Source organism: Sorangium sp. So ce363 (genome assembly GCF_051520435.1).
Taxonomy (GTDB): domain Bacteria; phylum Myxococcota_A; class Polyangia; order Polyangiales; family Polyangiaceae; genus Sorangium; species Sorangium cellulosum_B.
Genome location: NZ_CP150333.1, coordinates 5,763,097 through 5,778,240 on the forward strand (window position 1 = coordinate 5,763,097; position 15,144 = coordinate 5,778,240).

Sequence of the window (15,144 nt, forward strand, 5' to 3'; positions counted from 1 at the left end):
CTACCTTTTCCTTCTTGCGAGCGCGAGTTCCTCGTCCAGCAACGCGAGCAAATCGTCCTCATCGAGCTGGGCCACTTCCTCGTCCTCAGAAAGCGCCTTTCCAGCGTCCGGCGGGGGCGCTGCCTCACCGGCGCTCATGGAGGCGAGTTGACCCGCCAAGTGTTCGCTCAGCGCCGCCACCGTGGGATAGGTCCAAACGAGGGTGGCCGGCACGCGGATGCCGAGGTCGGCCTCGATGAGGTTGCGCAGCTCCAGGCCCATCAGCGAGTCCATCCCCAGGCCGGTGAGCGGGGCGCTGCCGTCGATCTTGTTTTCGGGCAGACGCAGCACCTTCGCGACCCGCGTCCGAAGGATGTCGTGAAGCAGCCTCGTCCGTGTGCCGGGATCGGCGGCGGCGAGCCGCGCGAGCAGGTCGTGGTCCCCGGCCGATCTGCCCGCTCCCGCCCCCGACTCGGCCAGCAGCGAGGACAGCATCCTCGACGACGAAAGCGTCGGGTAGAACTCCACCCATTGCCGCACGTCGAGCGGCACCACGCCGACCTGCGCGCGGTCGCCGTCGAGCAGGCGTGAAAGCGCCGACAGGCCCTCCTCAGGGGTCATGCTCCGCAGACCGCGGAAGGACAGCCCCGCCTGACGGCCGTCCAGCCCGGCGGCCATACCCACGTCGGAGAACTGGCCCCAATCGACGCTCAGCGCCGGCAGCCCCTGCGCTCTGCGGTGATGCGCCAGAGCGTCGAGGAACGTGTTGGCCGCGGCGTAGTTGCCCGTTCCGCCGAGGCCGAGCAGCCCCGAGACCGAAGCGTACATCACGAAGAAGGAGAGCGGCGCCTGGCGCGTCAGCTCGTGCAGATGAAGCGCTCCCACGACCTTGGGCGCCATGACCTTGCGGAACCGGGCGGGCGTGAGGGTCTTGAGCATCCCCGGATCGGCCAGCCCCGCGGCGTGCACGACGCCGCGAAGGGGCATCGGCGACGCGGCGAGCTCGCTCAGCAGCCGCTCGAGCGCCGCCCGGTCGGTCACGTCCGCTCTCGCCACCGTGACGCGAGCCCCCTTGGCTTCAAGCGCGGCGACCGCGGCCTTTTGCTCCGCGCTCGCTGCCCCCGAGCGGCTCACCAGCACCAGATGGCCTGCCCCCTGCTCGGCCAGCCAGTCGGCCACACGCAGGCCCAGGCCGCCCACGCCCCCTGTCACCAGGTAGCTGCCGTCGGCGCGAACGGCCGCACGGGCTCCGGCCGGAACGTGGATCTGGACCTCCGGGTCCCCCAGCACCAGCACCAGCTTGCCGGTATGCTGCGCCTGCGCCATCCGCTGGAATGCACTGGCCACCTGGCCCATCGCAACCGCGCTGATCGGCGGAGGGGTGAACACGCCGGTTGCGACCAGGCCAAGCACCTGCGCGAACAGCGAGCGGACCGACTCCGGCCGCTTGAGCATCATCCGGTTCAGGTCCAGGAGCGACAACGACCGATTGCACAGCAACGGCCCCAGGCCAGGCGGGCCATCGGCGCGGGCGTCGTGCTTGCCAAGCTCCACGAAGCGGCCGTGCTCCCGCAGCACATCGAGGCTCTTGCCGAGCATCTCGCCCGAGAGCGAGTTGAGCACCACGTCCACGCCCTCGCCCCCCGTCCACTCCAGCACGTCGGCGACGAACTGTTCCGAGCGCGAGTCGCTCACATGCCGCACTCCGAGCGACGCCAGATAGGCCCGCTTCTCGGGCGTGCCTGCCGTCGCGAAGACCTCGGCCCCGACATGCTGCGCCCACTGCACCGCGGCCAGGCCCACCCCGCCGGTCGCGGCGTGGATGAGCACCCGCTCCCCAGCTTGCAGGCGAGCCACCCGGTCGAGCGCGTACCAGGCCGTCAGGTACGCGATCGGCAGCGCTGCCGCCTCGCTCGCCGACAGCTCCGGCGGCCGCGGCAGCACCAGCGTCGCCGGCGTGGTGACGTGGGACGCCAGCGCTCCCCTCGCCAGCGCGATCACCGCATCTCCCACCGCCAAGCCGCTGACGCCCTCACCCACGGCCACGATGCGCCCGGCGCACTCGCCTCCAAGCACCATCGGGCCGTCGGCTGTCGCTGGCACGTCGTTGGGCATCACCCCCATCGCCAGCAGCACGTCGAGGAAGCTCAGCCCCGCCGCCTCCACGGCGATTTCCACCTCGCCCGGGCCGGGAGAGCGCCGCGCCATGGCGCGGAGCACCAGCGAATCCAGCTCGCCCGGCTTGTCGATCTCCAGCCGGAACGGCCGCTGCCCCGCCGGCTCGAGCCGCTCGCGCCGGCCGGCCTCGGGCAGCCGGCGGACGAGCCGCGCCGCGAACCGCTCGCCGTTGCGGAGCGCGAGCTCCTCTTCGGCGTCGTCGGCCAGCAGCTCGGCCAGCAAGGCCTCGACCTCCCGGTTGGGCTCGGGCCGGGCCGGATCGAGGTCGACGCGGCAGCAGCGCAGCTCCGCGTGCTCGGTGGCGATCACGCGACCGAGCCCGAGGAGCGGCCCCTGCATCACGGAGACGGCGCCGGCGCCCGTGGCCTGCGCGCCGCGCGTCACGAGCCACAGCCGCGGCATGTCGCGGTACTTCATCCCCGTCAGCGCCTGCACCGTCGCGAGCACGCTGTCGCAGCCGCACGCCAGCGCGGCCTCCACCGCCCCGGCATCCAGCGCGTCGCCGCCGTCGAGGCTGCCGAGGTGCACGACCGCCGTCGGCGCCTGCCCGCCGAACGCATCCCCCAGCGCCGCGCGCAGGCTGGTCGCGCTGCTGTCGCCGGCGGCGGCGTGCTCGACGGCGTGCCCCGCGGCTTGCAGCGCCGAGCGCAGCGCGGCCCCGAGCCCGCCGCCCTCGCCCAGCAGCAGCCATCGTCCAGCCGTCAGCCTGGGCTCGGGGGCGACCGCGCGCTCCCAGTCGAGCTCCAGGAACCAATCGTCCTCGTCCCGCCGAGCGGAGCTCTCCGCCAGGCGCTGCGCCACCAGCCCGGAGAGCTCCGCCACCACTGCGCCGGTGCCGTCCACGATCTGCAGATCCGCGCTCCTCCGGTCGGGAGACTGGACCTCATCGCGCGCGACCCGCGCATGGCACCACAGCTCGCCCGTGGGCCGCCGCAACAGCCGCAGCGAGCCCACCTCCACTGGCACCCACGGCGCTGTCTCGCCCGGCGACACACCGACCATCACGTGCAAGCACGCCCCCAGCAGCGCCGGGTGCACCTGGTACGCCGCCGCCGAGCCGGCGGCCTCGGGCAGCCGCACCCGCCCCAGCGCCTCGCCCTCTCCTCGCCACAGCTCCACCAGGCCCTGGAACGCCGGGCCATGCTCCAGCCCGATGGCGTTCAGCGCCGCGTAGGCCGCGGCAACCGGCACGCTGGCCCCGAGCCGCGCCCGCAAGGCGTCGAGCTCCACCTGTGCCGAGACCTCGGTGCGCTCGGCCCGTTGCAGCGTCCCGCGGCAATGCACCCGCCATGAGGCGGTGTCAGCGCCTGGCGCGCGGCTCGCCACCTGCAACCGCAGCCGCCCCGGTCGCTCCTCGGTGGTCACCACCTGCACCGGCACCGCAGCCTCGTCCGCGAACGCCAGCGCCTGCGCCAGCACCACGCCCGTCAGCTCCAGCGGACCCTCGCCTACCGCCTCGGCCCCGCAAGCCAGCGCCATCTCCAGGTAGCCCGCGGCAGGAAACACCGCCGTCCCCTGCACTCGGTGGTCGCTCAGCCACCTCAACCGCTTGACGTCCAGCGTCGTCTCCCACAGCCGCATGCTCGCCTGCGTCGACACCGCCAGGGCCTTGCCCAGCAGCGGATGACCGCCCGCATGCGCACGAGGGCTACCCGCCGCCCCCTCCGCGGGCGCTTCGAGCCAGTACCGCTCCCGCTGCCACGCATACGTCGGCAGCGGCACCCGCCGGCCTCCCGCCGCGAACTGCCGCTCCCAGGCCACCGGGTAGCCTTGCACCCACAGCGCCCCCAGCGCCTCCAGCAGCGCGCTGCGCTCGTGCTGCCCTCGCCGCAGCGAGCCCACCGCCGCTCCGGCCCGCTCCGTGGCCCGATGCATCTCCTCCACCGACGTCGCCAGCAGCGGATGCGGGCTCATCTCCACGAACAGGCCGTGACCGTCGTGCAGCAACTGCTCGATCACCTCGGCGAAGCGCACTGGCTGGCGAAGGTTGTCCGCCCAGTAGCTCGCCACGAGCTCCTCGCCCCCTACCCGCGCGCCCGTCACCGTCGAGCGCATCCCGAGCGTCGAAGGCTGCGGATGCAGCCCGCTCAGCGCCGCCACCAGCTCCTCGCGCAGCGGGTCCACCTGCGGGCTGTGGCTCGCCACGTCCACCTTCACCCGACGGCAGAACACCTTCTTCGCCTCCAGCGCACCGAGCACTTCCCCCAGCGCAGCGGGCTCGCCCGCCACCACCGTCGAGCGCGGGCTGTTGCTCACCGCCACGCTCAGCCGGTCTTCGTAGCCCCGCAGCGCCGCCTCCGCCTCCCGCAGCGACAGCTCCACCACGGCCATCTCCCCCTGACCGCTGATCCGACGCAGCAGACGGCTGCGCCGGCAGATGACCGCCGCCGCGTCCTGGAGCGACAGCGCCCCGGCCACGTGCGCCGCAGCCACTTCTCCCATGCTGTGGCCCACCACCGCGTCCGGCTCCACGCCCCACGAGCGCCACAGCGCCGACAGCCCCACCGCCATCGCGAACAGCACAGGCTGCACCACGTCGATGCGGCCCAGCTGCGACGCCGCCTCGTCGGCGCCGAGCTCCGCCAGCACAGACCAGCCAGCCTCCGCCTGGATCGCCTCGTCGCACGCTGCCAGCGCGCTGCGGAAGACAGGCTCCTCCGCCAGCAGCTGCCGGCCCATGCCCAGCCATTGCGAGCCCTGCCCCGGGAAGACGAACACCACCTTCGCCGCGCCGCTGCTGAGCCGGCCGCGCGCCGCCCCCGCCGGCGTCTGCCCCTGCGCTGCCGCTTCCAGCGCCGAAAGCAGCCCCTCGCGCGAGCTCACCACCACCGACAGCCGCTGATCCATCGCGCTGCGCGTCGTCGCCAGACTGAAGGCCACATCGCCCAACGCGAGCTCGGGGTGCGCTTCCAGGTGCTCCCGCAGCCGCCCTGCTTGCCCATCCAGCGCCACCGCGCTCTTTGCCGACAGCACGAATAGCTCTGCCGACCGCTCCGGCGCTGGCGGCGCGAGTTCCACCGCCGGCGCCTCCTCCAGCACCGCATGCGCGTTGGTCCCGCTCACGCCGAACGAGCTCACCCCCGCTCGCCGCGGCGCGCCGTTTCTCGGCCACTCCATCGCCTCCGACGCCACCTTCACCGGCAGCTCCGACCACGGGATGTGCGGGCTCGGCGCCTCGAAGTGCAGGCTCCGCGGGATGCGCCCGTGCTCCAGCGCCAGCGCCACCTTCACAATGCCCGCCACGCCCGCCGCCGTCTGAGCATGCCCCAGGTTGGACTTCACCGACCCGATCACCACCGGCCGGTCCGCGGCGCGCCCTTCGGCCAGCACCGCGCCCAGCGCCTGCACCTCGATCGGGTCGCCCAGCGTCGTGCCCGTGCCGTGGCACTCGACGTAGTCCACCTCGGCCGGGCTCACCCTCGCCTGCTGCAGCGCTCGGCGGATCACCTCTTGCTGCGACGGCCCGTTGGGCGCCGTCAGCCCGTTGCTGCGCCCGTCCTGGTTGACCGCCGAGCCCCGGATCACCGCTAGCACCCGGTCGCCGTCGCGCTGCGCGTCGCTCAGCCGCTTGAGCACGACCATGCCGCAGCCCTCACTCCACGCCACCCCGTCTGCCGCCGCCGAGAAGCTCTTGCACCGCCCGTCCGGAGAGAGCCCCCGCAGCCGGCTGAACTCCACGAACGGGGCCGGCGTGAGCATCAACGTCACGCCGCCCGCCAGCGCCACCGAGCACTCGCGCTGACGCAACGCCTGGCAGGCCAGGTGCACCGTCACCAGCGACGACGAGCACGCCGTGTCCACCGTCAGGCTCGGCCCCTTCAGCCCAAGCACGTACGAGATCCGACCCGACGCGACGCTGCCCGCGGTGCCCGTGCCGACGTAGCCGTCGAGCGTCTCCAGGCCGCCGCCGCCGAGCATGGCGTACTCCTGGTACATGTGCCCCACGAACACGCCGGTATCGCTGCCCATCAGCCGCTCCGGTACGAGCCCGGCGCTCTCCAGCGCCTCCCAGCTCGTCTCCAGCAGCAGCCGCTGCTGCGGATCCATCGCCGCCGCCTCCCGCGGCGAGATGCCGAAGAAGGACGGGTCGAACCGATCGATGTCCGCGAGGAAGCCGCCCCGGCGCGTCATCATCTTGCCCGGCGCGTCCGGATCCGGGTCGTAGAGCGCGTCGATGTCCCATCGCGCCCGCGGCACCTCGGTGACGGCGTCGATGCCCTCATCGAGCAGCCGCCAGAACGACTCCGGATCGCTCACCCCACCGGGGAAACGGCAGCCCATGCCCACGATCGCGATCGGCTCGTCGTGGACGCTCGGCCCCGCCGCCTTGGCCAGCGTCACGCTCGGCTCGGTCACGGCAAGGACCTCGCCGAGCAGCCAGCGTGAGAGCGCGTCCACCGTCGGGTAGTCGAACGCCAGCGTCGCGGGCAGCGTCGCGCCCACCCGCCGCCCGAGCGCGTTGCGCAGCTCCACCGCCATCAGCGAGTCCAGCCCGAGCTCCTGCAGCGGACGGTCGTACGGCACCGCGCTCGCCGCGCTCTGCGACAGCACCCGCGCCACCTCGGCCTGCACGGCCGCGCGCACTTCCTCCGCGCGGCGCTCTGCGGGCAACGCCGCGAGCTGCGCTGCCCACGTCCCCCCCTGCGCGCTGGCCGCTGCGCGCGCAGCCGGCGCCCGCACGAGCGCCCGCCACACCGGCGGCACCGCCGCGCCCAGCGCGCGACCCACCGCCGGCAGGTCGAGCTGCACCACCCCGAGATGCGCCTCGGGCCGCGACAGCGCCTGCCCGAACAGCGCCACTCCTTCCTCGGGGCGCAGCGCCCTCATCCCCTGCCGCGAAAGGCGCGCCTGCTGCGCTGCACCCAGCCCCGACGCCATGCCCCCTTCGGACCACGCGCCCCACGCAAGGCTCTGCGCCGGCAGTCCCTGCGCGTGACGGTGCGCCGCGAGCGCATCGAGGAAGCTGTTTGCCGCTGCGTAGTTGCTCTGGCCCGCCGACCCCAGCAGGCCGGCGGCCGAGGAGAAGAGCACGAAGAAGGCAAGCTCGTGCTCCGCCGTCAGCTCGTGCAGATGCCACGCCCCGGCCACCTTCGGCGACAGCACCCGCGCGAAACGCTCGGCGCTCTGCTCGCCGAGCATGCCGTCGTCGAGGACGCCCGCCGCGTGCACAACCCCTCGCAGCGGCAGCTCCGACGGGATCGCTTCGACCACCGCTCTCAGACCCTCCCGGTCGGCCACGTCCACCGCAGCCACCGTCACCCGCGCGCCCAGCGCTTCCAGCTCCGCCATCGCCTCGACCGCGCCGGGCGTCTCCAGGCCTCGCCGACCGGTGAGCACCACGTGCGCAACGCCTTCGCGGGCCAGCCACCGCGCCACGTGCAGCCCCAGCGCTCCAAGGCCGCCGGTCACAAGCACCGTGCTTTCCCTCGGCACACGGCCCGTTCGGGGCGGCACCAGCGCGAGCTTGCCCACGTGCCGCGCCTGTCCCATGAATCGGAACGCCGCCTCGGCCTCGGTCACTGGATACGTACGCACAGGCAGCGCGCGCAGCTGCCCCGCTGCGAACGCGGCGCTGACCTCGACCAGCATCTCCCGGATTCGATCCGGACCGGTCTCTCCCAGCTCGAAGGCCCGGTAGCGCACCCCGGGATGCGCGGCGGCGACCGCGGCCGGGTCGCGCAGATCGGTCTTGCCCATCTCCAGCAAACGCCCGCCCGCCGACAGCAGCGACAGGCTGGCGTCCACGAACTCCCCGGCCAGCGCGTTCAACACCACGTCCACGCCCCGCCCCGTGCCGGCCTGCCGCAGCGTCGTCGCAAACTCCAGCGTCCGCGAGCTCGCCAGCTGCGTCACTCCCATCGCGCGGACCACGGCCCACTTCGCTGCGCTGGCCGTCGCGACCACTTCCGCACCCACCATCCGGCCGATCTGCACCGCCGCCATGCCCACACCGCCGGCCGCCGCGTGCACCAGCAGCCGTTCCCCCGCCTTCAGCGCCCCGAGGTCGTGCAGCGCGTACCAGGCCGTCAGGAACGCTATCGGAACCGTCGCCGCCTGCTCGTACGTCAGCCCCGCGGGCACCTTCGCCACCAGCCGCGCGTCCACCGTGACGAACCGCCGGAAGGCCCCTGCGCACAGCGCCATCACCGCATCGCCCACGGACAGGCCTTCGACACCCTCGCCCAGGCTCACAACCTCGCCAGCGCACTCCCTGCCCAGCGGCCCGGCCTCGCCCGGGTACATGCCCAGCGCCGTGAGGACATCGCGGAAGTTGAGCCCCGAGGCGCGCACCTCGATCTGCACCTCCCCTCGTCCAGGAGCACCCCGCTCCGCGGGCGCCAGGTACAGCGCATCCAGCGTCCCTTTCCGCCGCGTCTGGAGCTGGTAGTCCTCGGTCCCAGGCACCCCATCGTGCGCCTTGGCCCGCACCAGCCGCGCGCTGTACCGGCGGCCGGCGCGCCACGCCACCTGTTCTTCGCCGTCGCTCGCCGCAAGCTCGCGCAACAGCGCCTCGATCCCCTCGCCGCCGGGCGCGAGGTCGACAAGCGTGCAGCCGAACTCCGGGTGCTCCTGCACCACCGTACGGCCCAGGCCCCAGACCGGCGACGTGACGACTTCCACCTTCTCGCCCGCCTCGACCGCCACCGCGCCCGTGGTCACCCACCATAGCCGTGCCGGCGCACGGCCTTGTTGCAGCGCCTGCACCACCGCGAGGCCTTCGATGGCCACTCGCTGCGCTGCCTCCGCCGCCTCTTCCGCCGCCCCGGCTTCCCAGAGGCAGACCACCCCCGCAGCCGGCGATACCGCCGCAAGCGCCTCCTTGAGCCCCGATGGCTCGGTGCTCACGCACGATCCGAGCCGCGCGGCCAGCTCCGCCGCTACCGCGGACCCCGCCGCCGCCACCACCACCCAGCTCCCGTCGCGCCGCGCCGCGGCCGCATCGGGCAGCGGCGCTTCCCGCCACTCCAGCCGATAGAACGCCTCGGCCGGCGCCTCCGGGCTCGCTCGCCGCAACGCCTCCCGATCTGCGCGCCGGAACCTCAGCTCCGTCACCTCCGCCACCACCGCTCCCGATGCGTCGACCAGCGTGACATCGGCCACCACCCCAGGGCCCCCGCTGTGGCGCCGAACATGCACCCACGCTGCCTCCACCCCGGGCTCGTGCACGGCAAAGCCGCCTAGCTCGAAGGGCAGCGAGAGCTCCCCTGACTCCGACGCCGGCGCCGCTGCTGCCACTGCCTGCAAGGCGGCGTCGAGCAGCGCCGGATGCACGCCGTATCCCTCCGCTCCCTCGACACGAGCGGTCTCGGGCAACACCACCTCGGCCAGCGACTCGCCTTCCCCGCGCCACAAGGAGCGCAACCCCTGGAAGGCAGCGCCATAGGCAAGCCCCGCCTCGGCGAAGCTCACATAGGCCGCCCCGACGTCCAGCGCCTCGACGCACCGCGCCTGCACCCCCGCGAGATCCAGCGCCGCCGGCCGCGCCGGCACGTCCGTCGAATCCACGCTCGCTGTCGCGTGCTGCGTCCAGCCTGACCCAGGCCCGCCTTCGGCCGGGCTGCTGTACACCGCCGCGCTCACCGCCCCCTCTGCCGTCTCCGAGAGCACCACCTGGACGCGGCGTGCACCCTTGTCCGGCAGCACCAGCGGCGCCTCCAGCACCAGCCCCCTCACGCGAGGAGCTTCCGTCGACCCGTGCGCCGCCGCTGCCCTCACAAGCTCCGCCACGGCCACGCCAGGCACCACCACCTGCCCGGCCACACGGTGGTCTCCGAGCCATCGATGCTTGTCCAGCCCCACCACCGCCTCGAACACCGCCCGCGTGCCCGCCACCGCAACCTTCACCCCCAGCAGCGGGTGCCCCGTCGCCTCTCCTGCGCGAGCCTCCACCGCGCCGGCCGTCTCAAACCAGTACCGCTCGCGCTGCCACGGATAGGTCGGCAGCGATACACGCCTCCCTCCGGGCGCAAACACACCGCCCCAGCGCAGAGCGCACCCGGCGGCCCACATCCCGCCCAACCCCTCCAGCGCGCTCGCGCGCTCTTCGCGGCCAGCGCGCAACGACGCAACCAGCGCAGGCCTTGCGCCGGGGAGGCAAAACGGAACAAGGCCAAGCAGCGTCGGCCTGGGGCCCAGCTCGACGAATATCCCGGCTCCCGCCTCGTGCAGCGCTTTCACACCGTCGGCGAAGCGCACCGCCTCGCGCACGTGACGCACCCAGTACTCCGCGCTCGCTATCTCGGGCCCGGCCACTTCGCCCGTCACGTTCGACACCACGGGACGGTCTGGCGCTCGGTATGCCACCGACTCGGCGACGCTCCTGAACGCGTCCAGCATCGGCTCCATCAGCGGCGAGTGGAACGCGTGCGAGACGGTCAACCCCTTGGTGCGCACCCCGCGCTCCGAGAACCCAGAGGCGATCTCCCTCACCGCCTCCTCCGCTCCCGCGATCACCACCTGTTCCGGTCCGTTCACCGCCGCTATCGACACCGATGCGGCGTGCGGCCCCACCGCCGCCAGAACTTCCACCTCCGGCGCCGCTATCGACACCATCGCTCCGCCCGACGGCAAGGCCTGCATCAGCCGCCCACGCGCCGCCACCAGCCGCACCGCATCCTCGAGCGTCAGCACCCCCGCCACGCACGCGGCCACGAGCTCTCCGATGCTGTGGCCCGCCACAAGCTCCGGCTCCACTCCCCACGAGCGCCACAGCACACAGAGCGCATATTCCAGCGTGAACAGCGCCGGTTGCGTGTACCCCGTCTGGTCGAGCAGGCCTGCCTCCGCGCTGCCCTTCTCCGACCACATCACCTCGCGCAGCGGACGCGAAAGCTCCTTATCGAACAGCCCCACGCACCGCTCGAACGCTTCCCGGAACGCAGGCCACGCCTCGTACAGCCCGCGCCCCATCCCAGCTACCTGCGCACCCTGCCCGGTGAACAGGAATGCCACCTTGCCCCGCGACGCCGACATCACACCGCGCACCGCTCCCGCCGGCGTCTGCCCCTCTGCCGCTGCTCGGAGCGCCTCCACGAGCGCCTCACGCGAGCTCGCCACCACCGACAGCCGCTGCTCCATCGCGCTGCGCGTCGTCGCCAGGCTGAAGGCCACATCGCCCAACGCGAGCTCGGGGTGCGCTTCCAGGTGCTCCCGCAGCCGCCCCGCCTGCGCCTCCAGCGCCGCCGCGCTCTTTGCCGACAGCACGAACAGCTCTGCCGGCCGCTCCGGTGCCGCCGGCGCGGGCTCCACGAACGGCGCCTCCTCCAGCACCACATGCGCGTTGGTTCCGCTGATCCCGAACGAGCTCACCCCCGCCCGCCGCGGCGCTCCGTTTCTCGGCCACTCCACCGCCTCCGACGCCACCTTCACCGGCAGCTCCGACCACGGGATGTGCGGGCTCGGCGCCTCGAAGTGCAGGCTCCGCGGGATGCGCCCGTGCTCCAGCGCCAGCGCCACCTTCACGATGCCCGCCACGCCCGCCGCTGCCTGCGTGTGTCCCAGGTTGGACTTCACCGACCCGATCACCACCGGCCGGTCCGCGGCGCGCCCTTCGCTCATCACCGCGCCCAGCGCCTGCACCTCCATCGGGTCGCCCAGCGTCGTGCCCGTGCCGTGGCATTCGACGTAGTCCACCTCGGCCGGGCTCACCCTTGCCTGCTGCAGCGCTCGGCGGATCACCTCTTGTTGCGACGGCCCGTTGGGCGCCGTCAGCCCGTTGCTGCGCCCGTCCTGGTTGACCGCCGAGCCCCGGATCACCGCTAGCACCCGGTCGCCGTCGCGCTGCGCGTCGCTCAGCCGCTTGAGCACCAGCATGCCGCAGCCCTCGCTCCACGCCACACCGTCCGCCGCCGCCGAGAAGCTCTTGCACCGCCCGTCCGGAGAGAGCCCCCGCAGCCGGCTGAACTCCACGAAGGAAGCCGGCGTGAGCATCAACGTCACGCCGCCCGCCAGCGCCACCGAGCACTCGCCCTGACGCAATGCCTGGCAGGCCAGGTGCACCGTCACCAGCGACGACGAGCACGCCGTGTCCACCGTCATGCTCGGCCCCTTCAGCCCAAGCACGTACGAGATCCGACCCGAGGCCACGCTCGGCGCAGAGCCCGTGCCGACGTAGCCGTCGAGCGACTCGAGGCCGCCGCCGAGCATGACGTACTCCTGGTACATGTGCCCAACGAACACGCCGGTATCGCTGCCCATCAGCCGCTCGGGGGAGAGCCCCGCGCGCTCCAGCGCCTCCCAGCTCGTCTCCAGCAGCAGCCGCTGCTGCGGGTCCATCGCCGCCGCCTCCCGCGGCGAGATGCCGAAGAAGGACGGGTCGAACCGATCGATGTCCGCGAGGAAGCCGCCCCAGCGCGTCATCATCTTGCCCGGCGCGTCCGGATCCGGGTCGTAGAGCGCGTCGATGTCCCACCGCGCCCGCGGCACCTCGGTGATGGCGTCGATGCCCTCGTCGAGCAGCCGCCAGAACGACTCCGGATCGTTCACCCCACCGGGGAAACGGCAGCCCATGCCCACGATCGCGATCGGCTCGTCGAGCGCGACCTGCGGCTGCGGCGATGCCTTGGCCGGCGCCACGCTCGGCTCGGTCACGGCAAGGACTTCGTCGAGCAGCCAGCGCGTGAGCGCGTCCACCGTCGGGTAGTCGAACGCCAGCGTCGCGGGCAGCGTCGCGCCCACCCGCCGGCCTAGCCCGTTGCGCAGCTCCACCGCCATCAGCGAATCGAGCCCGAGCTCCTGCAGCGGACGGTCGTACGGCACCGCGCTCAGCGACAGCACCCGCGCCACCTCGGCCTGCACCGCCGCGCGCACCTCCTCCGCGCGGCGCTCTGCGGGCAGCGCCGCAAGCCGCGCCGCCCACGTCCCCTGCGCGTGCGCGCCGGCCGCTGCGCGCGCAGCCGGCGCCCGCACGAGCGCCCGCCACACCGGCGGCACCGCCGCGCCCAGCGCACGCCCGACCGCCGGCAGATCGAGCTGCACCACCCCGAGATGCGCCTCGGGCCGCGACAGCGCCTGCCCGAACAGCGCCACTCCTTCCTCGGGGCGCAGCGCCCTCATCCCCTGCCGCGAAAGGCGCGCCTGCTGCGCTGCACCCAGCCCCGACGCCATGCCCCCTTCAGACCACGCGCCCCACGCAAGGCTCTGCGCCGGCAGTCCCTGCGCGTGACGGTGCGCTGCGAGCGCATCGAGGAAGCTGTTTGCCGCTGCGTAGTTGCTCTGACCCGATGCACCCAGCAAGCCGGAAGCCGAGGAGAACATCACGAAAAATGCAAGCTCGTGCTCCGCTGTCAGCTCGTGCAGATGGAAAGCACCCGCCACCTTCGGCGACAGCACGCGAGCAAAGCGCTCGGCGCTCTGCTCCGCGAGCACCCCGTCATCGAGCACACCTGCGGCGTGAATCACGCCCCGCAGCGGTAACTTCGGTGGAAGGGCCTGGAGCACGGCCGCGAGCGCTTCCCGGTCGGCCACGTCCACCGCAGCCACCGTCACCCGGGCGCCCAGCGCTTCCAGCTCCGCCACCGCCTCGACCGCGCCGGGCGTCTCCGCGCCCCGCCGGCCCGTGAGCACCAGGTGCGCGACGCCTTCGCGGGCCAGCCACCGCGCCACGTGCAACCCCAGCGCGCCCAGACCGCCGGTCACAAGCACCGTGCTTTCCCTCGGCACACGGCCCGTTCGGGGCGGCACCAGCGCGAGCTTGCCCACGTGCCGCGCCTGTCCCATGAATCGGAACGCCGCCTCGGCCTCGGTCACTGGATACGTCCGCACAGGCAGCGGGCGCAGCTGCCCTGCTGCGAACGCGGCGCTGACCTCGGCCAGCATCTCCCGGATTCGATCCGGGCCAGCGTCGGCCATGTCGAAGACCTGATAGCGCACCCCGGGATGCGCGACGGCGATCGCGGCCGGGTCGCGCAGATCGGTCTTGCCCATCTCCAGCAAACGCCCGCCCGCCGATAGCAGCGACAGGCTGGCGTCCACGAACTCCCCGGCCAGCGCGTTCAACACCACGTCCACGCCCCGCCCCGTGCCGGCCTGCCGCAGCGTCGTCGCAAACTCCAGCGTCCGCGAGCTCGCTATCTGCGTCACTCCCATCGCGCGGACCACGGCCCACTTCGCTGCGCTGGCCGTCGCGACCACCTCCGCACCCACCATCCGGCCGATCTGCACCGCCGCCATGCCCACACCGCCGGCCGCCGCGTGCACCAGCAGCCGCTCGCCCGCCTTCAGCGCCCCGAGGTCGTGCAGCGCGTACCAGGCCGTCAGAAACGCTATCGGAACCGTCGCCGCCTGCTCGTACGTCAGCCCCGCGGGCACCTTCGCCACCAGCCGCGCGTCCACCGTGACGAACCGCCGGAAGGTCCCTGGGCACAACGCCATCACCGCATCGCCCACGGACAGACCTTCGACACCCTCGCCCAGGCTCACAACCTCGCCGGCACATTCACTGCCCAGCGGTCCGGCCTCGCCCGGGTACATGCCCAGCGCGTTGAGGACATCGCGGAAGTTGAGCCCCGAGGCGCGCACCTCGATCTGCACCTCCCCTCGTCCAGGAGCACCCCGCTCCGCGGGCGCCAGGTACAGCGCATCCAGCGTGCCTTTCCGCCGCGTCTGGAGCTGGTAGTCCTCGGTCCCAGGCACCCCATCGTGCGCCTTGGCCCGCACCAGCCGCGCGCTGTACCGGCGGCCGGCGCGCCACGCCACCTGGTCCTCGCCATCACTCGCCAGGAGCTCCTGCACCAGCGCATCCTGAGCCCCGGCGTCAGGCGGGAGATCCACCAGCACGCAGCCGAACTCCGGGTGCTCCTGCACCACCGTACGGCCCAGGCCCCAGACCGGCGACGTGACGACTTCCACCTTCTCGCCCGCCTCGACCGCCACCGCACCGGCCGTCACCCACCACAGGCGCACCGGCGCACGGCCTTGTTGCAGCGCCTGCACCACCGCGAGGCCTTCGATGGCCACTCGCTGCGCTGCCTCCGCCGCCTCTTCCGC

Annotated in this window: 1 protein-coding gene (only partly in view); it reads right to left on the reverse strand. The window is 73.1% G+C overall.

The genetic code is table 11. The annotated features are described in order from the left end of the window. On the reverse strand, positions 1–15,144 hold the 3' portion of the coding sequence (locus tag WMF12_RS21815) for an amino acid adenylation domain-containing protein (RefSeq protein WP_437873439.1). It continues 13,461 nt past the right edge of the window; only the last 15,144 of its 28,605 coding nucleotides appear in the window; its start codon lies beyond the right edge, outside the window; it ends in the stop codon at positions 1–3.